Genomic DNA, 20,163 nt, shown 5'->3' with positions numbered 1-20,163 from the left:
TGATCCCGCACAATGAGCGGATTCTTGCGATATGGGGCAGCAGCTTCTACAGTGTCTTGCGTGCATATGCCCCTAAAAGCAGGCGACGTGGCTTTTTGTCATTTCGCAACAAGGATCTCTCTCGATGCGCATTTTGATCATTGGCGCCGGTGCCACCGGTGGCTTCTTCGGTTCTCGTCTGGCCCAAGCCGGCCGTGACGTGACCTTCCTCGTTCGCCCCAAACGCGCAGCACAGCTAGCCGAGCACGGCCTGCAGGTGCTCAGCCCATCGGGTGATACCCGCATCTCCCCGCAGTGGTTGACGGCGGATCGGCTCGATCAGCCCTTTGATGTGATCATCCTCGCCGTCAAGGCTTATGCCCTCGACAGTGCGCTGGCCGACATGGCGCCAGCGGTAGGCCCGCAGACACTGGTGATGCCGCTGCTCAACGGCATGCGTCATATCGACGTTATTACCGAGCGCTTCGGTGCTGGCGTTTTGATCGGCGGGGTGTGCAAGATCATCGCCGAGGTCGATAGCGAGGGGCGAATCATCCAGCGGGGGGCCATCAATCATCTGGCTTATGGCGAACTGGACGGTCAGCCTTCCGAGCGCACGGCGCGCCTGCACGAATTGCTCAGTGACGCGGGTTTCGACACCACCTTGAGCACGACGATCAAACAGGCACTGTGGGACAAGTGGGTGCTGCTGGCGTCGCTGGGGAGCATCAATGCGCTGACACGCGGCACTATCGGTGAGGTCGCAATAGCGGACGGCGGGCAGGCGTTTGCCCGACGATTGATCGATGAAGTGGTGGCGATTGTCTCGGCGGTCGGTGCAACGCCGGATCCTGCGGGACTGGCGCAGGCTCGTGAGGTGCTGACGCAGAAGGACTCCCGACAAACATCGTCTATGTACCGGGATCTTTGCGCCGGTGCGCCCATCGAGGCGCAGCAGATCGTAGGCGATCTACTGCGTCGCGGTCAGGAGGCGGGTGTCGACGCGCCGCTGTTGTCAGCGGCGTATGTCAACCTGCAGGTCTATCAACAACGCCTGCCAGGCTGACGGCTTCAAGCAGCCTCGAGGGCGGCGGCGATGGCTTCGTTGAATGCCGGGATATCCTTGGGGGTGCGCGAGGTGATCAGTGTCCAGCCATTGGCCGGGCACTGTTTGACCTCTTCATCGACCCACCCTGCCGCGTCGGCATTGACCAAGTCAGTCTTGATGCTTGGGTAGGAGGTCAGTGTCTTGCCCGCGATCACGCCTGCATTGACCAGCAGCCACGGCCCGTGGCAAATCGCGGCTACCGTCTTGCCCGCATCGGCGAATTCATTGACCAGGCGCTGGGCGTTTTCGTCCAGACGCAGGGTGTCGGCGTTGACTGTACCGCCCGGAATCACCAGTGCATCGAACTCCGAGGCGTGCAGCCCGGCGAGGGCCGCTTGCGATTCGTAGGTGCGATCCTTTTCGGTGTCCTGCACGAAGGTCTGGGTGGTGCCGCCATCACTCGAACCGTGCGTCACCGCTGCGCCCAGCGCCCGCAGGGCCTCCATCGGCTTGACCAGTTCATCGCGTTCGATACCGGTGTTGGAGGTGATGATGAGGATCTTCTTGCCGCTGAGTCGGTTGCTCATGGTGTGGACTCCGTTTTCGGTGCTGATGAGGAAACAGGTCGCGCAGCCCTGTAAAAGACTGACGCGTTATAGATCGGAGGCCAGGGCGATTTTGAAAGTTCAGCTGGATCGGCGCGGCATCGGACGAGGGGGGCGAGTGATCGCGCGCAACTGCCTGCGTGCATTTAGCGCGGTTGCGCAGCTAGTATGCGCACATTCGCCCGCCAGTCAGGACCCCCCATGTCAGCCCCAGAGGACACGGCAAGCAATGCCGCCCCCAACGCCAGCACGCCGATCATTCCCGCCCAGCGCCGCGAGCAGATCCTGCGCCAGTTGCGCAAGCAGCAGGTCCTCAGCGTGCACCAGATCATGGAGATGTTCGATTGCTCGCACATGACCGTGCGCCGTGATATCGCGCTGCTCGAGCAAGAGGGGCGGGCCTATTCGGTGACCGGCGGCGTGCGCATCGCCAGCCAGGTGCACAGCGAGCCGAGCCACCAGTCCAAGGCAGTGGTCGAGCAGACGCAGAAAGAGGCCATGGCCAAACTGGCGTCGTCGCTGCTGCATGCCGACATGACCGTCTACCTGGATGCCGGCACTTCCACGCTGGAGATCGTGCCCTACATCACGGCGCTTACCGGCATGACGGTGGTCACCAACGACTTCGGTATCGTCGAGGCCTTGGCTGATGTCCTGCATGTCGACGTGATCCATACCGGCGGCCTGCTCGATCACCCCAATCGTTCGTGCGTGGGCGGCCTGGCGGCCAGTACCTTGCGGCAGATCGCCACCGACGTGGCCTTCATGTCTACCAGTTCCTGGGACCTGCAGCGGGGGACCACCACGCCTTCGCCGCTCAAGGTCGAGGTCAAGCAGGTGGCCATGCAAGCGGCCTCGCAGACCGTGCTGGTGGCGACAAGCTCCAAGTACGGCACCTTTGGCATGTACAAGATCGCGGCGTTGGCGCAGTTCGACGTGATCATCACCGATGCGGCGCTGGCCGAGGCGGCGGCGGACGGGATTCGCAAGCAGGGTGTGGAGTTGATGCTGGCATAGGGGATCCGTATCGCCCTGACTCTGGGGGAGCGGGCTCTGCCCGTGAACGAGCTCGCGAATCGAATGCACGGTTGTGCGCAGAGACGCCTTCGCCGACTGAGCCCGCTCCCACAGCGGACATCCGTCACATCCCAGCCCTTAGGGGCTTTTTTTTCGCCCTGTTAACCAGTGTTAATATTTGTTAATTTGAAAAAATATCTTCACAAGATCGGATCATTGGTTCAGTATCCATTTCACCCTCCGAGGAGCTTTTTCATGAATAACAAAAACGTTGGTGTGATCGGTCTAGGCGCAATGGGCTTGGGCATCGCTCGCTCGCTGCTGCGCTCGGGCTTCAATGTGCATGCCTGTGACGTGCGCAGCACCGTGACCGAGCAATTTGCCGCCGAGGGCGGTGTCGCCTGCGACACGCCTGCCGCCATGGCCGCGCAGTGCGAAGTGATCATCACCGTGGTAGTCAACGCCGAACAGACCGAAACCGTGCTCTATGGCGACAACGGTGCAGTCGCTGCCCTGCGCCCTGGCAGCCTGATCATCGGCTGCGCCACCGTCGCGCCGACCTTCGCCGTCGAACTGGGCAAACGCCTGGGTGAACAGAATCTGTTATATCTCGACGCGCCGATCTCCGGTGGCGCCGCCAAGGCCGCTGCAGGCGAGATGACCATGATGACCAGCGGCCCGGCCGATTCCTACGCCAAGGCCGATGCGATCCTCAGCGGCATGGCCGGCAAGGTCTACCGCCTGGGCGATGTCCACGGCCTCGGGTCGAAGGTCAAGATCATCAACCAGTTGCTGGCCGGCGTGCACATCGCTGCCAGTGCCGAGGCCATGGCCCTTGGCCTGCGTGAAGGGGTCGATGCCGACGCGCTGTACGAAGTCATCACCCACAGCGCCGGCAACTCGTGGATGTTCGAGAACCGCGTGCCGCACATCCTCAACGCCGATTACACGCCGCTGTCGGCTGTGGATATCTTCGTCAAGGACCTGGGCCTGGTGCTCGATACCGCCCGTACCAGCAAATTCCCGCTGCCGCTGTCGGCCACCGCGCACCAGATGTTCATGCAGGCCTCGAGTGCCGGATTCGGCCGCGAAGATGACTCCGCCGTGATCAAGATCTTCCCGGGCATCACCCTGCCCACCGGCAAAAAAGACGTTTGAGGAGCCTGGCATGAGCAACACTAAACCCTTGCTGGGCTGCATCGCCGACGACTTCACCGGTGCCACGGACCTGGCCAACATGCTGGTGCGCGGCGGCATGCGCACGGTGCAAAGCATCGGTATCCCCAGCGCCGAAGTGGCTGCCGGGCTGGATGCCGACGCCATCGTCATCGCCCTCAAGTCGCGCACCACGCCGGCTAGCGACGCGGTTGCCGAATCGTTGGCTGCCCTTGAATGGTTGCAAGCGCGCGGTTGCGAGCAGATCTTCTTCAAGTACTGCTCGACGTTCGACTCCACCGCCGCGGGCAATATCGGTCAGGTCAGCGAAGCGCTGCTCGGCAAGCTCGGCAGTGATTTCACCCTGGCCTGCCCGGCGTTTCCGGAAAACGGCCGGACGATCTTTCGCGGACACTTGTTCGTGCAGGATCAACTGCTCAGCGAGTCGGGCATGCAGCACCACCCATTGACGCCCATGACCGATGCCAACCTGGTGCGCGTGCTGCAATCGCAGACCACCCGCAAGGTCGGACTGTTGCGCTATGACGCGGTATCCGGCGGTGTCGAGGCGGTGCAAACACGTATTGCCGAGCTGCGCGCCGAGGGCGTCGGCATGGCGGTGGCGGATGCATTGTCCGATGCTGATCTCTACACCCTGGGCACTGCGTGCGCGGGCTTGGCGTTGCTCACCGGTGGCTCGGGCCTGGCCTTGGGTCTGCCGGACAACTTCCGCCGTGCGGGCAAACTGCGCGACTTCGATGTCAGCGAGCTGCCGCAAGTGGCCGGCGGTGAAGTGGTGCTGGCCGGTAGCGCTTCGGTCGCCACCAACGGGCAAGTCGCCGCTTGGTTGGAAGCGGGACGTCCGGCTTATCGCATCGATCCGTTGGCACTGGCGGCTGGTAAACCGATAGTGGCCGAGGCCTTGGCATTTGCTCGGGACGCGGCGCAGACGGTACTGATCTACGCCACCAGCGCGCCGGATGAAGTCAAGGCCGTGCAGCAGCAGTTGGGCGTCGAGCGTGCCGGCGCCATGGTCGAGGAGGCGCTGGGCGAGATCGCCAGCGGCCTGCGTAAGGCTGGCGTGCGACGCTTCGTGGTGGCCGGTGGCGAAACCTCCGGCGCGGTGGTCCAGGCCTTGGGCGTGCAACTGTTGCAGATCGGCGCGCAGATCGACCCGGGCGTGCCGGCCACCCTCAGCACTACCGCCGAGCCGCTGGCGCTGGCGCTCAAGTCCGGCAATTTTGGCGGCCGCGACTTTTTCGCCAAGGCTCTCAAGCAACTGGCCGGGGGTGCGCAATGATCGACGAAAGCGCCGTACGTGAAGAAATCTGCACCGTGGGGCGCCTGCTCTACGGGCGCGGCTACACCGTCGGCAGTGCCGGCAACATCAGCGCGCGGCTGGACGACGGCTGGTTGATCACGCCCACCGACGCCTGTCTCGGGCGCCTGGAGCCGGCAGCCATCGCCAAGGTCAACCTGGCCGGGGAATGGGTCTCGGGGGATAAGCCCTCCAAGACCCTGGCCCTGCATCGTCAGGTCTACGACCGCAATCCAGGCGTGGGCGGGGTGGTGCATACCCACTCCACGCATCTGGTGGCGCTGACGCTGGCGGGTGTGTGGCATGTCGACGACATTCTGCCGCCGATCACACCGTATCAAGTGATGAAGGTCGGCCATATTCCGCTGGTGCCTTACGCCCGGCCAGGTTCGCCCAAAGTGGCCGAGCGTGTCGCCGAACTGGCCAACAGTGTTCGCGGAGTGATGCTCGAGCGCCTGGGGCCGGTGGTCTGGGAGAGTTCGGTGGCCAAGGCCTGCTACGCCCTCGAGGAGCTGGAGGAGACCGCGCGCCTGTGGCTCATGACCCAGCCACGGCCAGTGCCGCTGGACGGCGCGGCGCTGGACGAGTTGCGCGATACCTTCGGCGCCAAGTGGTAACAGTTTTTGCGACATCTGCTTATGTGGGAGCGGGCTCTTCCCGCGATGCTTTTGGGGCGCATGGGCCAGCCTCTTCGCGAGCCTGGCTCGCTCCCACAGGGTATAGCGGTGCGTTCAGCGGTTTCACCCAGACAATAACAACAGGACATAGAGCATGACTTACCTTCATCGCATATCCGTATCACGTCCCTGCACAACAGGAGCCCGCGCATGAGCCCGATCCTGTTGATGACCATCGCCGGTGTCGGCATCGCGTTGCTGCTGTTCCTGGTGCTCAAGTACAAGTTCCAGCCATTCGTGGCCCTGATGCTGGTCAGCATCCTGGTGGCGCTGGTGGCCGGTGTTAAACCTGCCGATCTGGTAGCGACCATCGAAGGCGGCATGGGCAAGACCCTTGGCCACATCGCCATCATCATCGCCCTGGGCGCCATGATCGGGCGAATCATCGAGCTGTCCGGCGGCGCCGAGGCGCTGGCGAAAACGCTGATCGCACGCTTCGGCAACAAGCGCACGCCGCTGGCACTGACGGTTGCGGGCTTCATGGTCGGCATCCCGGTGTTCTTCGAAGTGGGGGTGATCATCCTCATGCCGCTGGCCTACGGTGTCGCTCGCGCTGCACGCAAACCGCTGCTGATCTTCGCCCTGCCGATGTGCGCGGCGCTGCTCAGCGTTCACGCCTTCCTGCCGCCACACCCGGGTGCGGTCGCCGCTGCCGGGCAACTGGGCGCGGACCTGGGCCGGGTGCTGATGCTGGGCCTTCCGATCGTCGCGCTCCTGTGCATCGTCGGCTACTTCATCGCCGGGCGCATGACCCGCAAGACCTACCCGATGACCGACGATATCCGCAGCGAAGTCTACGGTCCGCACATCACCAACGAAGACCTGGTGGCCTGGGCCAACGACGACTACTCGCACACCAGCGAAGCCGCGCATGCCAAGACCCTGGGCCTCGAAGAAAGCGCCAGCAGCCTGAAAAGCAAACTGCCACCGGCGCCAGCGCCCGGCTTCGGTTTGATCATTGCCCTGATTTTGCTGCCGATCATCCTGATCCTGCTCGGGACGCTGGCGACGACCCTGCTGCCGGCCGGTTCCGGTCTGCGTGATGTGTTGACGGTATTGGGCGCGCCCTTGGTGGCGTTGTTGCTCGACACCCTGTTGTGCGCCTGGTTGCTTGGCTCGCGCCGTGGCTGGAGCCGCAGCCAGGTCTCGGATGTGATCGGCTCGGCACTGCCGGGTGTGGCCATGGTAATCCTCATTGCCGGTGCCGGCGGCGTGTTCGGCAAGGTGCTGGTGGACACCGGCATCGGTGCGGTAGTGTCCGAAGCGCTGCGCTCCACCGGCTTGCCCGTGCTGGCGTTGGGGTTCCTGTTGACCTTGCTGTTGCGTGCCGTGCAGGGTTCGACCACGGTGGCGCTGGTGACCACCGCCGGGATCCTCAGCCCCCTGATCGCGACGCTCAACCTGAGCCCCAACCACCTGGCGCTGCTGTGCCTGGCCATGGGCGGTGGCGGCCTGGCGATGTCCCATATCAACGATGCCGGTTACTGGATGTTCACTAAACTGGCGGGTCTGAACGTCGGTGACGGCTTGCGCACCTGGACCCTGCTGGTGACCCTCCTGGGTACCCTGGGCTTTTTGGTGACCCTGCTGCTCTGGCCTTTTGTCTGATTCTGCAATCACGGAGATACCATGCCTCGTTTCGCTGCCAACCTCAGCATGCTGTACACCGAACACGATTTCCTCGAGCGTTTCGCGGCTGCTGCAGCGGATGGTTTCAAGGCGGTCGAGTTCCTGTTTCCCTACGACTACAGTGCGCAGACGCTCAAACAGCTGTTGCTCGAGAATGGCCTGGAGCAGGCCCTGTTCAACGCGCCGCCCGGTGACTGGGCGGCAGGGGAGAGGGGCATCGCCTCGCTGCCGGGCCGCGAGCAGGAGTTTCGTGACGGTTTCCGGCGCGCGCTGGAGTATGCGGCGGTGCTGGGCAATGACCGGATCCACGTGATGGCAGGCCTGCTGCCGGACGAGTCAATGCGTGCCCGCCATCAGGCGGTGTACGTCGACAACCTGCGCTGCGCGGCGGCGCAGGCCGCCAAGGTCGGCGTCACCGTGGTGCTGGAGCCGATCAACACCCGGGACATGCCGGGTTTTTTCCTCAATTACCAGGCTCAGGCGCAGGGTATTTGCGCCGAGATCGGCGCGGACAACATCAAGGTGCAGTTCGACTGCTATCACTGCCAGATCATGGAAGGCGAACTGAGCGTCAAGCTGCGTCGGGACATGGCTGGCATAGGCCATATCCAGATCGCCGGGGTGCCGGATCGGCATGAACCGGACTTGGGCGAGCTGAATTATCCACAGCTGTTCGAGTTGATCGACCAGTTGGGCTATAAAGGCTGGATCGGTTGCGAATACCGCCCCAAGGGCAACACCAGCGCAGGCCTGGGCTGGCTGCGGGCCTGGCGCGAGCGCAGCGGGCAGGCGTGATCGACGCGTTTCACTTTCAATCCTCGGTGGCAATGGGTAGGGTTCGGGGATGTGCTATTTCCCTAAGCATGATGGTGTTTGTGCCGGTCTTTTCGCCGGCAAGCCGTGCTCCCACAGGTTTACATCTGTGGGAGCACGGCTTGCCGTCTAAAAGACCGGCCGGTGCACCGCATACCTGCCTGATCTACCATCGCCGAGGCCCCCATGTCGACCCTGCGTATCTTCAAGCAACACCCTGCCTATCGCGATGACATCGCCGACCTGAGCACTATCCGTCCGGTGCCGGGCCCTGGGATCGACCAGCTCGACCCGTTCCTGTTCCTCAACCATCACGGCCCGCAGATCTACCGGCCCAACAACAACGGCCTGCCGTTTGGGCCGCATCCGCACCGTGGCTTCGAAACGGTGACCTTCATCCTCGACGGCGAGCTTTCGCACCTCGACAGCGGCGGCCATGAAAGCATCATCATGGCCGGCGGCGTGCAATGGATGACGGCCGGTGCTGGCCTGATTCACGCCGAACTGTCCCCCGAGGCGTTCAAGCGCAGCGGCGGGCCGCTGGAAATCCTGCAGCTGTGGGTCAATCTGCCGGGCCGCCTGAAAATGGTCGCGCCGGCCTATACCGGTTTGCAGCGCGAGCAGATACCGGCCATTGAAGTGGACGGTGGGCGCGGGGTGGTCAATCTGATTTCTGGCGAGTTCGCCGGCCAGCGCGGGCCGATCGAGTCACTGACCCAGGTGACCATGATGACCGTGCACTTGCAGCCGGGCGCCGAGGTCCAGCTGCCGACGCCGCCGGGGCAGACGGTGTTCTTCTATACCGTCAAAGGTGAGGTGCAGGTGGAAGGCGAGGTCGCGCGCTTGCATCATCTGATCGAGCTGAACGACGGCCCGGATACCGTGACCGTGCAGGCGCAATCGGTGGCTACGCTGCTGTTCGGGCATGCCACGCCGATCAATGAACCGGTGGTCTCCCATGGGCCGTTCGTGATGAATACCCGGGCCGAGATCAATCAGGCGATCAGCGACTATCAGCAGGGGCTGTTCGGGGCAATTCCGGGGGCGCACTAAGGGCACAGGCGGCTCGGCACGCCTTTGGCAATTAGTTGATTTCCCGTTCACCGGGATTTGACGTGGCGGCAACCACAATGCCGTCGTTCGACAGTGGGGGCCTCTTGGCGGGCGAGCCTTGCTTCCACAGTTCGCTGGTGGACCTGGGTTCGTACTGCCGTGGGAGCAAGCCTTGTCCGCAAAGGGGCCATCGGCTTCAACACCGGCCCCTGGTTTATTGATTCAAGATTTGTAACTGCCTGGTTTATCCATAACCCGGACAGCTGCCGTTCAGTTTGCCCACGAAATAATTCCCCGTCCCTTTTCTTGCAAGGCAGCTACCGATGTCATCCAGTCTGGCCGTGCGGCCATCCCCGGCGCAGCGCCGCCAATCACTGTGGCTGGGCCTGTTGGCGCTGCTGTTGTTCGTTGTCGGCAATGTTCATCAGACGGCCATCGGTTTCGATTCGCGGTTCGTCATGTTCGCCCAGGAGATGCTGCGCAACGGCCCCAGCTTCTTCCCCACCACCTACGGGCAGCCCTACCCGGACTACTCCGCCACGTCGACGTTTTTCGTCTATCTGCTGTCGTGGCCCTTCGGCCAGGTCAACAGCCTCACCGCTTGGCTGCCCTCGGCGATCGCCAGCGCCACGGTGGTGGTGCTGATGTATCGGCTGCTGGCGCCTTATTCGCAACGCTGGGCGCTGGCCAGCCTGACGCTGATGGTGATGAGCCTGATGTTCATCAGCGAGACCCGCGCAGTATCGCTCGACCAGATGCTCGCGGCGGTGGCCTTTGCAGTGTTCTATCTGGCCTATGCCGCCGATCACTTCGCTGCCCCCCGGCGCCTGGGCTGGGTGTTGGTGCTGCTGGCGCTGGGCTTCGCCATTCGCGGACCGATCGGCCTGGTGATCCCCACCGGCATGTTGTGCGGCTATTACCTGGTCGGCGGGCAATGGCGCCGGCTGTTCACCGTCGGCTTTGCCGCCCTGGGGCTGCTGGCGATCGGTATCGCGCTGACGCTGTGGCTAGCGCGGCTCAGTGGCGGCGATGCTTTCGTCCAGGACGTGATCCGCATGCAGGTGGTGGGCCGCATCGACGGTTCCGAAGGCGCCAGCGGCCCGTTCTATTATTTCAGCAGCTCGCTGGGTAACTACGCGCCAACCTATCCCTTGGCGTTGCTGACGCTGGCCGTGTTGGCGTGCAGTCGCAAAGCGCGCAACAGCCAGGCGCTGCGTTTGGTGGCGGCGTGCTCAGTAGCGGGGCTGATCGTGCTGGTGGGCTTGTCGATCCCGTTGGCGAAAAAAGCCCGCTACGTGCTGCCGATGTTGCCGATGGCTGCCGTGGTGGCCGGATACTCGTTTCAAGCACTGGGCGGGCGGGCGCTTGCAGTATTGCGCGTGTCGATTCAGGCGCTCTGGCTGATCTTGCCGGGGGCGTTGATCGTCGGATTATGGCTGGCGCAGCGCAAGCTGGGCGAGCCCGTCGCTTCGTTGATCTGGATCTCGGTATTGCTGGCCGTGCTGCAGATACTGGCCGTGGTGGTGCTGTCGCGCCCGCATTGGCGCAGCGCCGGACTGGGCGGTTGCGCGGTGTTGGCGGTGTGGCTCGCGTATGTCGGTGTGGTCGAGCCGCTGCAGCACGCGCAGTACGACACCCGTGAGTTCAGTGAGGCGGTCTATCGCACAATCCAGAATGCCCCGGCGCCGCTGGTGCTGCAGGGGCTGACCAAGGACGGCAAGGCAATCAAGTTCATGGTCAATATCGATGCCGACCTGCCAGCGACCTTCAGCAGCAGCGCCGATCAGTTGCAGGCGCTGCAGGGCCCGGCTTACGTCGTGGTCAGTCAGGACGATTGGCAGGCGTTGCCGGCCGACGTTACCGGGCGATTCGAACAGGTGCTGCAGGGCCAGTTCGACAAGCAGCCTTACCTGTTGATGCACTTGGCGCAGTGAATGTAGCGAGGGGGCAAGCTCCCTCGCTACATGAAGCCGAAATCAGACCGAAGCCTGGCCCTTCCACTTGCCATGGGGAATCGGCAACTCGTGCGACTCGCCACGGCCAATCGGATAGTAAGTAAAGCCCTTGAGCTTCATGCGCTCGGCGTCGTACAGGTTGCGACCGTCGAAAATCAGTGGTGCTTTCAGGCGCTTCTGGATCATCTCGAAGTCAGGTGCCTTGAACTGTTGCCATTCGGTACAGATGATCAGCGCATCTGCCCCGCTCAAGGCGGCTTCCGGCGTGCCCATCAAGTGCAATTGAGGGTGCTCGCCGTAGATCAGTTGGGTCTGGTGCATGGCTTCAGGGTCGAAGGCGCGGACATGGGCGCCGGCCTCGAACAACGCTTCCATCAGCTCCCGGCTCGGGGCGTCGCGCATGTCGTCGGTGTTGGGCTTGAACGCCAGGCCCCAGAGGGCGAAGGTCTTGCCCTTCAGGTCGCCCTGGTAATAGGCGTTGACCCGTTCGAACAGCTTGTGTTTCTGGCGCTGGTTGATGGCTTCGACGGCCTGCAGCAGGTCGCTCGAGCAATTGGCCGCTTCGGCGCTGTGGATCAGCGCGCGCATGTCCTTGGGAAAGCATGAGCCGCCATAGCCGCAGCCAGCGTATATGAAGTCGTAGCCGATGCGCGAGTCGGCACCGATGCCCTGGCGTACCGACTCGATGTCGGCGCCCAGGTGCTCGGCCAGTTCGGCGATCTGGTTGATGAAGCTGATCTTGGTGGCGAGCATGCAGTTGGCAGCGTACTTGGTCAGCTCGGCGCTGCGCAGGTCCATGAACATGATGCGATCGTGGTTGCGGTTGAACGGCGCGTACAGTTCGCGCATCACCTCGCGCACTTCTTCGCGCTCGCAGCCGATGACGATGCGGTCCGGGCGGCGGCAGTCGTTGACGGCCGAGCCTTCCTTGAGGAATTCCGGATTGGAGACGATATCGAAGTCCAGGCGGCGACCACTGGCCGCCAGCGCCTTGTCGATGTGCGCGCGCAGGGCGTCGCCGGTGCCCACAGGCACGGTGGATTTCTCGACCACGATCAACGGCTCGGTACGGTGCCGGGCAATGGCATCGCCCACCGAAAAGACGTATTTGAGATCGGCGGAGCCGTCGTCGCCCGACGGCGTGCCCACGGCGATGAACAACACCCGACCGTGCTCGGCCGCGAGTTTTTCATCGGTGGTGAAACGCAGGCGCTTGTTTGCCAGGTTGTCTTTGACCAGTTCGGCAAGGCCCGGCTCGAAGATGCTCACCTGGCCCTGTTCGAGCAGCTTGACCTTGGCTTCATCGACATCCATGCAGAGCACGTCATGGCCGACTTCGGCCAGAACGGTGGCTTGTACGAGGCCGACATAGCCACTACCGATTACACTGATTTTCATGCGCGGATCCTAAGGCTCGATGCGGGGTGTGCGTCTTGAGTTGATGGTCATGACGCCGAGGATGACCAAGGTCACTCCCAGGGTTTTGAAAGCGGAAAAGTCTTCGTGGAACGCCGGAACACTGGCTGCCAGCAGATAGACCAGCGCGTAGCTGATGCTCAGCAGGGAATAGGCGCGTCCCAGCGGCAGGTCCCGCAGTGCCATCAGCCAGCAGCCCATGGAGAGCGCGTAGGCGAATATGGCGCCGGCGACGATGGCCAGGTCCTGATACGACAGGGCGCTCTGGCTGAACGCCTGTAGCCACTGGCTGGGCGACGGCAGCCGCGCCATGCTCCAGCGCATCCCCAACTGGGCACTGCTGACCAGCAATACGCTGCCCATGGCAAAGCTCAACCCGCGCTGCAGGCTCATACCTGCCACCCCAGACACAATACGCCGAGCATGATCAGGCCCACGCCCAGCCAATGACGCCGGTCGATGTTCTCCTTGAACAGGAAGCGTGCAGCCAGGGTAATCAGCACGAAGTTCAAGCTCAGCATCGGGTAGGCGATGCTCACTTCCAAATGCTGCAGAACCAGCAGCCAGAGCAGCAGCCCGAAGCCCAGGCTGGCGAGCGCCAACCACAGCCAACCGCTGCTCAATTTGCCCAGCAGGCCGGGCTTGGCATGGGCGCCGCGCCAGCTCTCGACGGCATGTTTCTGGGCGATCTGGCCCAGGCAGGTGAGCAGGCAGGCGACCAGCAGCAGGACGAAAATCATGACGGCGTCTGAGCATAGACAAGGATCACCAGGCCGCCTTGTTCATAGCGCTTGGCATCGCTGGGCAGGCGGTCGAGTTCATGGTCTTCACCCTCGCCCTTGACGCGCATGATCACGCCTACGGAACCGGCCTTGCGCGCATCGATGATCCATTGGCCGACGTTGTCGAGGGTAACGCGCCGGTACTGGGCGTCGGGGTAGTTGAGCCCGTAGTTGGCCTCGCCCTCGGTGTTGTAGAGGAAGATCTGCGGCTTGGCGGTATGCCACGACACGGCCGCTGCAGCCCCCAGTTCGTTGGACATCAGAGTGTGCATCTGTTTGAGCTCGGCACTGTGCCTCGCGATAAAGGCATCCGGTGTCTTGCGATTGACCACCACAGCGGGCAGTACCGCCGGGAGCACCGCCACCAGCAGCCCCATGGCCAACCCGGGTGCCATCCAGCAGCGAGCAGGCTTGAAGCTGCTGACCAGGTTGGCGGCTATCCACGCCAGTAGGACGGCGCAGATCAGCGCCACATGCCAGGGCTCGTCGATGTAGATCGGCCGCCTGTGCTGCACGGCCGCCAGCATGCCCAGGCAGACGATACCAAGTACCGCGTTGAGTCCCGAGTTGACCCGCAAGGCGCGGTGGCGACCGGCTTCGAGTGCCGTGATCAGGCTATGCCCCATCAACAGCGCCAGCGGCAGCATGCACGGCAGGATATAGGTGGGCAGCTTGCCTTTTGCCAGGCTCAGAAAGGCCAGCGGCAGCAGTAGCCACAGCGCCAGAAAGACAATGTGCGGCTGCACGCGCTGGCGCCAGCTGTGCTCCAGTGTCATCGGCAGTAGAGCTGCCCACGGCAGGCTCGACAGCACCAGCAACGGCAGGTAGAACCACATCGGTTCGTTATGCTGGGCGTCATCGCCAGCAAAGCGCTGGATGTGTTCGTGCCAGAAGAAAAAATGCCAGAAGTCCGGCTCCTGCAGATGCACGGTGATTGCCCAAGGCAGGCAGAGCAGCACCGCGACCAGCACGGCGACCCAGCCGTAGCGCAGCAGTTCGCCGAAGCGCTTCTGCCAGATCATGTAGGGCACGCCTACCAGCACCGGCAGGGCCAGGGCCAGGAAGCCTTTGGTCATCACGCCGATGCCGCAGGTCAGGCCCACCGCTGCCCAGGCCCACAGGCGCGTGCGGCGGCTGTGACTGTCGAACGCCCACCATAGGGCCATGAAGCTCAGGTTGACCCACAGGGTAAAGGGCGGATCGATATTGGTATAACCGGCCAGGCCTACGATCAGGCCAAAGCTCATGTACAGCACGGCGCAGGCCAGGCTGCGGCGCGGGTCACGCCACAGGCGCTGGGCCATGAGGTAGGTCAGCAGCACGCTGAGGCCCAGGCTGAATGCCGAGGCCACGCGCACGCCGAACAGGTTCTGGCCGAACACGGCTTGCCCGGCGGCGATCATCCAATAGCCGACCACTGGCTTTTCAAAATAGCGCAGGCCCATGAAGTGCGGCGCCGCCCAGTGGCCGGTCAGGAGCATTTCCTGGCTGGCCTGGGCATAACGGGTTTCATCGGGTGCCCACAGCCCGTGGAACGACAGGGGGATCAGGTAAAACAGAGCGCACACGAACATCAAGGAGAGAACGGCCCGTTGTCGGGTCATGGTTGTTGCACTCCCAGCCAGCCTTCGCGGCCATCCAGATGGCCGCGGCGCAGGTGGCCTACGGGAATCGATGCTGCCGCGTCCGGCAACATGTCGCCCAGGGCCGTGAAGTGGATGTCCTGGCGTTTTGCCTGCGCCAGCAACTGGCGAAAGGCGTCAGCGTACAAGATGCCTTCGACTTCGGCGTGGATGGTGTAGAGGTTCAGCGCGTTAGGCTGGAAGCGTTGCAGGATCCAGGCGTTGAAGGCCTCGCTGCTGACTTGCGGCCCGACCACCTCATCGAAGGTCGGCAGATCGACGGGTATCTGTACGGTGCCCGGCTGGCCATCGGCCAACTGCGGACGAAAGATCGAGGTCCCGCGGCAGTCGCTGTTGTAGCGAAAGTCGAAGGCCTGTTTGGCTTGCACGACACGCTCGTCGCTGCGCCAGCCGGCGGTCGCCGAGCAATCGACAGCGCGGCCGAGAATATCGCTGAGGGTATCGACCCCGAGGCGAATCTGCTCGTGCAACTGGGCATCGCTCCAGCGCCCGGCATTGGCCTGCCAGCCATGGTGGTCCCAGGCGTGCAAGCCGACTTCGTGACCGGCGTCCTGAGCCTGGCGCATCAAATGCCCCAGGTCGCGACCGATCGGTTTGCCGGGCCAGGCGGTGCCGGCCAGGAGAATATCCCAGCCGTACAGCCCGGCGGCATTGGAGCGCAGCATCTTCCACAGGAACTGCGGTTTGATCAGCCGCCACAGATGCCGGCCCATGTTGTCCGGGCCGACACTGAAAAAGAATGTCGCCTTGACCTGGGCCTCGGCGAGCATGTCGAGCAGTCGCGGCACCCCTTCACGGGTGCCTCGGTAGGTATCGACATCAATGCGCAAACCTGCCTGCATCAACGTTTGCCTTCTCGTTCCAGCATGGCTTCGCGCAGGAAGAAGTCCAGGGTCTTGCCGATGGTTTCGCTCAGCTCCACCGTGGGTGCCCAGTTCAGCAGGCGGCGGGCGTTGTCGATGCTCGGCTTGCGGTGCGACACGTCCTGGTAGCCGTTGCCGTAGAAGGTCTTGCTTTCGACTTCACGGAAGCCGGCGAACGGCGGGAAGTTGCCGCGCAGCGGGTGGGCTTCGAACTGACGCAGCAGCTCTTCACCCAGTTGGCGAATGCTGGCTTCGTTGTCCGGGTTGCCGATGTTGATGATCTGGTTGTTGCACACGCCGTTCTGGTTGTCGATGATCCGCGCCAGCGCCTCGATGCCGTCGGCCACGTCGGTGAAGCAGCGTTTTTGCGCACCGCCATCGACCAAGCGGATCGGTGTTCCTTCGACCAGATGCAGAATCAGCTGGGTAATGGCACGCGAGCTGCCGATACGGGCCGAATCCAGGCGATCGAGACGCGGGCCCATCCAGTTGAACGGGCGGAACAGAGTGAACTTCAGGCCCTTGTCGCCGTAGGCCCAGATGACCCGGTCCAGCAGCTGCTTGGAGACCGAGTAGATCCAGCGCTGCTTGTTGATCGGGCCGACGATCAGGTTGGAGGTGTCTTCGTCGAAGTTCTGGTCCTGGCACATGCCATACACTTCAGAGGTCGACGGGAAGATCACGCGCTTGTTGTACTTGACGCAGTAGCGAACGATCTTGAGGTTTTCTTCGAAGTCCAGCTCGAACACGCGCAGCGGGTTGCGGGTGTATTCGATCGGCGTGGCGATGGCCACCAGCGGCAGCACCACGTCGCACTTCTTGATGTGGTATTCGATCCACTCGGAGTGGATGCTGATGTCGCCTTCCACGAAGTGGAACCGTGGGTGGCTGCGCAGGCGCTCGATGGCGTCGGAGCCGATGTCCAGGCCAAACACTTCATAGCGTTCGTCCTGCAGCAGACGCTCGGACAAGTGGTTGCCGATGAAACCGTTGACGCCCAGGATCAGCACGCGGGTCAGGCGGGTCGGACGGCGATTCTGGGTGCTGATCAGGCACGAGCCTTCGACCAGGCCCAGTTCGTTGGCCAACTGGGCGCCACTGAGGAACAGCCCGGCGTCGCCACGCTGGCCAGCGGTGATTACCAGCGAGTCCTGGCCGCAAGCGATGCGCAGCGGGTTGACGCTGATGACCTGGCCAGGCGCAGTACCTTCGTTGCCGGCCACGACCTGGGCGTTCCACACGATCAGTTTGTTTTCGCCCACGGCGCAGAAGGCGCCCGGGTACGGCTGGGTCACCGCGCGCACGAGGTTGAACAGCTTCTCGGCGGGCTGGTTCCAGTCGATCAGGCCATCAGCGGCGGTACGGCGACCGTAGTAGCTGCCCTTGCTGATGTCTTGCGGGGTTTCCTTGAGGGTGCCGGCCGCCAGTTGTGGCAGGGCATCCTTGAGCAGGGCAGCCGCGGCTTCGCGCAGCTTGCCATGCAGGGTCAGGGCGTTGTCGGTGCGCTCGATGGCGACGCGCTGTTGCGCGGCGATGTCGCCGGCATCGGCGCGCTTGACCATGCGGTGCAGGGTCACGCCGGTTTCGGTTTCGCCGTTGACCAGCACCCAGTTGGCCGGTGCGCGACCACGGTAGTGGGGCAGCAGCGAGCCATGCAGGTTGTAGGCGCCACGCGCGAATGAGCTCAGCACGTCATCATTGAGCAGGTTGCGGTAGTAGAACGAAAAACCGATGTCGGCGCCCAGCTTGCGGATACGCTCGATCCAGATCGGGTGGTTGACGTCTTCCGGCGCGTGCACGGCGATGCCTTTGACGGCGCACAGTTGTGCGACCGAACCATAGAAGGCGTTTTCCTTCGGGTCATCGGCGTGGGTGAACACTGCCGCGATGTCGTAGCCGGCGTCCAGCAAGGCTTGAATCCCGGCACAGCCGATATCGTGATAGGCAAAAACAACGGCTTTCAAAGTCATGACGCAGCCTTGGTGGTGGAGTTGGCAGAAGAAGGTTGGGTGTCGCGCTCAGGTGTCTTGGCAGGATTGCGCAGCACGCGTTCGATAAAGAAGCGTGGGCGCGCGCGCACATCGCTGTACATGCGCCCCAGGTATTCACCCAGCAAGCCCATGCCGATGAACTGGCCACCGGTGAACACGAACAGCACGGCGAACAGCACGAAGCTGCCTTCACCGGCCCAATGGGCACCGAACATCAGCCGCAGGGCGATCAGGATGAAAGCAAACAGCACACCCAGGAACGCCATGATGAAGCCGACGATACTGAGCATGCGCAGCGGCGTGGTGGTCATGCAGGTGACCAGGTCGAACATCAGGTTGACCAGGCGCATCGGGCTGTACTTGGAGTCGCCGTGCTCGCGCTCGGCGTGCTGCACCAGCACCTCGGTGGTATGGCGGGCGAAGCTGTTGGCCAGGATCGGGATGAAGGTACTGCGCTCGCGGCACGACAGCATGGCGTCGACCACCGAGCGGCGGTAGGCGCGCAACATGCAGCCGTAATCGCTCATGGCCACGCCGGTGGAGCGCTGCACGGCCTTGTTGATCAGCTTCGACGGCCAGCGGCGCAGGGCCGAGTCCTGGCGGTTGTTGCGCACGGTGGCGACCACGTCGTAGCCCAGGCGGGCCTGTTCGAGCAGGCGCGGGATCTCTTCGGGCGGGTTCTGCAGGTCGGCGTCGAGGGTGATCACCAGGTCGCCCTTGGACTCTTCGAAACCGGCCATGATGGCGGCGTGCTGACCGTAGTTGCGGTTGAGGATCACAGCGACCACCTGGCTGCCTTCGCGCGCGGCGGCGCGCAGGAGCATTTCGGCAGATTCGTCGCGGCTGCCATCGTCGACCAGCACGATCTCGTACTCGCAGTCGAGTTGCGTGCAGGCGGCCTCGGTGCGGCGCAACAGTTCAGGCAGGCTTTGTTCTTCGTTATAGACCGGGATGACGATCGAAACGCTATTGATTGGGTAAGGTCTCACGGGCGACGTCCGAGGGTTGTTTCAATGGCGCAGGCGACACGTTCGACATCGTCGAGGGTCATGTCGGGGAACAGTGGAATCGAGCACAGGCGTGCGGAGTTCCATTCGGTGGCGGGCAGCTTCACATCAGGGAAGCGCTCGCGATACCAGGTGTGCAGGTGCGTGGCGATGAAATGGATGCCGGTGCCGATGCCTTGCTCCTGCAGACCCTTCATGAAGGCCTCGCGGTCGATGCCGCAGCGCTCGGGATCGACGCGCACGATGTACAGGTGCCAGGCATGCTGCTGGGGATAGCTGGGCAACTGCAACGATTCGATCGGCAGGTCTGCCAGGCGCTGCTGGTAGGCGCCGGCAAGCCTGGCGCGCTGAGCGTTGATGTCGTCCAGACGTTTGAGCTGCACCAGGGCAATGGCGGCGTTGATATCGGCCAGGTTGTATTTGAAGCCTGGCTCCATGACCTGCGCCTGAGGCTTGCGGCCATGGGTCATGCGGTCGTAGGCGTCGACGCCCAGGCCATGGAACTTGAGCATGCGCACGCGATCGGCGAAGGCTTGATCGTCGCTGACGAACATCGCGCCTTCGGCACAGGTCATGTTCTTGATGGCGTGGAAGGAGAAGATCGCCGTGCCTTGCTGACCGATGCGGCGACCGCGGTACTGGGTACCGGCCGCGTGGGCCGCGTCTTCAATGACCTTGAGGCCATGGCGATCGGCCAGCGCATAGAGCGGGTCGAGGTCGAACGCCGCGCCCGCGTAATGCACCGGAATCATGGCTTTGGTGCGCGGCGTGATGGCGGCCTCGAAGGCGCTGACGTCGCTCATCAATGTATCGCGGTCGACATCGATGAACACTGGCGTGGCGCCCAGCAGGCAGATCATGTTGGCGGTGGACACCCAGGTCTGCGACGGGGTGATGACTTCATCACCCGGGCCGATGCCGAGCGCCAGCAGCGCGATGTGCATGCCGCCGGTGGCCGAGGACAAGGCCACGGCATGTTGGGCGCCGACGTATTCGGCAAACTGTTGTTCGAGTTCCTGGGCCTTGGGCCCAGTGGTTATCCAGCCGGAGCGTAATACTTGCTCGACGGCGGCGATTTCCTCATCGCCCATGCTGGGACGCGAGAAGGGCAGAAAACTTTGGCTCATGACATTCCTTCAGGCTAGGTTTTGCAGGCAACTATCGCCCATTCGCAGCAGGCTCCATGCCCATGTAAAGCGTAGCGGTATGTGT

18 protein-coding genes are annotated in these 20,163 nt (G+C 63.2%); 9 read left to right on the top strand and 9 right to left on the bottom strand.

Annotated features, from left to right (window positions below; genetic code table 11):
- The first annotated feature begins 124 nt into the window (after positions 1-124).
- Positions 125-1,045: a ketopantoate reductase family protein gene (locus tag LIX93_RS20065; RefSeq protein WP_226505808.1), complete on the top strand. Its 921-nt coding sequence runs from the start codon at positions 125-127 to the stop codon at positions 1,043-1,045.
- A gap of 5 nt (positions 1,046-1,050) precedes the next feature.
- Here the strand turns inward: LIX93_RS20065 and LIX93_RS20060 are convergent, their stop codons facing one another.
- The gene (locus LIX93_RS20060; protein WP_226505807.1) at positions 1,051-1,614 is read right to left on the bottom strand and encodes a type 1 glutamine amidotransferase domain-containing protein; all 564 of its coding nucleotides are present in this window, start codon (positions 1,612-1,614) and stop codon (positions 1,051-1,053) included.
- Positions 1,615-1,833: 219 nt separating this feature from the next.
- Between LIX93_RS20060 and LIX93_RS20055 the strand changes: the two genes are divergently transcribed.
- The 8 genes from LIX93_RS20055 to LIX93_RS20020 all read left to right on the top strand — a co-directional run bounded on the left by LIX93_RS20055 (position 1,834) and on the right by LIX93_RS20020 (position 11,228).
- The gene (locus tag LIX93_RS20055) at positions 1,834-2,649 is read left to right on the top strand and encodes a DeoR/GlpR family DNA-binding transcription regulator (RefSeq protein WP_226505806.1); all 816 of its coding nucleotides are present in this window, start codon (positions 1,834-1,836) and stop codon (positions 2,647-2,649) included.
- Between the two features lie 255 nt (positions 2,650-2,904).
- Positions 2,905-3,807: an L-threonate dehydrogenase gene (gene ltnD, locus LIX93_RS20050; RefSeq protein WP_226505805.1), complete on the top strand. Its 903-nt coding sequence runs from the start codon at positions 2,905-2,907 to the stop codon at positions 3,805-3,807.
- A gap of 10 nt (positions 3,808-3,817) precedes the next feature.
- A complete protein-coding gene (otnK, locus tag LIX93_RS20045) occupies positions 3,818-5,104 on the top strand; it encodes a 3-oxo-tetronate kinase (protein WP_226505804.1) in 1,287 nt (428 codons plus the stop codon).
- Positions 5,101-5,739, top strand: coding sequence for an aldolase (locus LIX93_RS20040; RefSeq protein WP_226505803.1), 639 nt, complete (start codon positions 5,101-5,103; stop codon positions 5,737-5,739). The genes otnK and LIX93_RS20040 overlap by 4 nt, the downstream gene beginning before the upstream one ends.
- A 210-nt stretch (positions 5,740-5,949) precedes the next feature.
- Entirely contained in the window at positions 5,950-7,407 is a 1,458-nt protein-coding gene (locus tag LIX93_RS20035) for an SLC13 family permease (RefSeq protein ID WP_226505802.1), read from the top strand.
- Positions 7,408-7,428: 21 nt separating this feature from the next.
- On the top strand, positions 7,429-8,223 hold the full coding sequence (gene otnI / locus LIX93_RS20030; protein WP_226505801.1) for a 2-oxo-tetronate isomerase: 795 nt from the start codon (positions 7,429-7,431) through the stop codon (positions 8,221-8,223).
- A gap of 204 nt (positions 8,224-8,427) precedes the next feature.
- A complete protein-coding gene (locus LIX93_RS20025) occupies positions 8,428-9,294 on the top strand; it encodes a pirin family protein (protein WP_226505800.1) in 867 nt (288 codons plus the stop codon).
- A gap of 323 nt (positions 9,295-9,617) precedes the next feature.
- Positions 9,618-11,228, top strand: coding sequence for a glycosyltransferase family 39 protein (locus LIX93_RS20020; protein ID WP_226505799.1), 1,611 nt, complete (start codon positions 9,618-9,620; stop codon positions 11,226-11,228).
- A 42-nt stretch (positions 11,229-11,270) separates the two neighbouring features.
- Here LIX93_RS20020 and LIX93_RS20015 read toward each other — a convergent pair whose 3' ends face one another.
- From LIX93_RS20015 to arnB, 8 genes are read right to left on the bottom strand one after another with little or no spacing between them, the layout of a single operon-like run.
- Positions 11,271-12,647: a UDP-glucose/GDP-mannose dehydrogenase family protein gene (locus LIX93_RS20015; protein WP_226505798.1), complete on the bottom strand. Its 1,377-nt coding sequence runs from the start codon at positions 12,645-12,647 to the stop codon at positions 11,271-11,273.
- Positions 12,648-12,656: 9 nt separating this feature from the next.
- A complete protein-coding gene (gene arnF, locus LIX93_RS20010; protein ID WP_226505797.1) occupies positions 12,657-13,058 on the bottom strand; it encodes a 4-amino-4-deoxy-L-arabinose-phosphoundecaprenol flippase subunit ArnF in 402 nt (133 codons plus the stop codon).
- Positions 13,055-13,405, bottom strand: a complete 351-nt coding sequence (gene arnE, locus LIX93_RS20005; RefSeq protein WP_226505796.1) for a 4-amino-4-deoxy-L-arabinose-phosphoundecaprenol flippase subunit ArnE — start codon at positions 13,403-13,405, stop codon at positions 13,055-13,057. Before arnE ends, arnF begins: the two co-directional genes overlap by 4 nt.
- Positions 13,402-15,051 (bottom strand): lipid IV(A) 4-amino-4-deoxy-L-arabinosyltransferase, encoded by a 1,650-nt coding sequence (arnT, locus tag LIX93_RS20000; protein ID WP_226505795.1) that lies wholly within the window; start codon positions 15,049-15,051, stop codon positions 13,402-13,404. The genes arnE and arnT overlap by 4 nt, the downstream gene beginning before the upstream one ends.
- The gene (arnD, locus tag LIX93_RS19995; RefSeq protein WP_226505794.1) at positions 15,048-15,932 is read right to left on the bottom strand and encodes a 4-deoxy-4-formamido-L-arabinose-phosphoundecaprenol deformylase; all 885 of its coding nucleotides are present in this window, start codon (positions 15,930-15,932) and stop codon (positions 15,048-15,050) included. The genes arnT and arnD overlap by 4 nt, the downstream gene beginning before the upstream one ends.
- Positions 15,932-17,923: a bifunctional UDP-4-amino-4-deoxy-L-arabinose formyltransferase/UDP-glucuronic acid oxidase ArnA gene (gene arnA / locus LIX93_RS19990; protein ID WP_226505793.1), complete on the bottom strand. Its 1,992-nt coding sequence runs from the start codon at positions 17,921-17,923 to the stop codon at positions 15,932-15,934. The genes arnD and arnA overlap by 1 nt, the downstream gene beginning before the upstream one ends.
- Entirely contained in the window at positions 17,920-18,933 is a 1,014-nt protein-coding gene (arnC, locus tag LIX93_RS19985) for an undecaprenyl-phosphate 4-deoxy-4-formamido-L-arabinose transferase (protein WP_226505792.1), read from the bottom strand. The genes arnA and arnC overlap by 4 nt, the downstream gene beginning before the upstream one ends.
- On the bottom strand, positions 18,930-20,078 hold the full coding sequence (gene arnB / locus LIX93_RS19980) for a UDP-4-amino-4-deoxy-L-arabinose aminotransferase (protein ID WP_226505791.1): 1,149 nt from the start codon (positions 20,076-20,078) through the stop codon (positions 18,930-18,932). The genes arnC and arnB overlap by 4 nt, the downstream gene beginning before the upstream one ends.
- Positions 20,079-20,163: the final 85 nt, after the last annotated feature.

Source organism: Pseudomonas sp. MWU16-30317 (assembly GCF_020515695.1).
Lineage (GTDB): Bacteria > Pseudomonadota > Gammaproteobacteria > Pseudomonadales > Pseudomonadaceae > Aquipseudomonas.
Note: the sequence above shows the minus strand (reverse complement) of the source record. Positions and strands in the feature narration are given on the sequence as shown.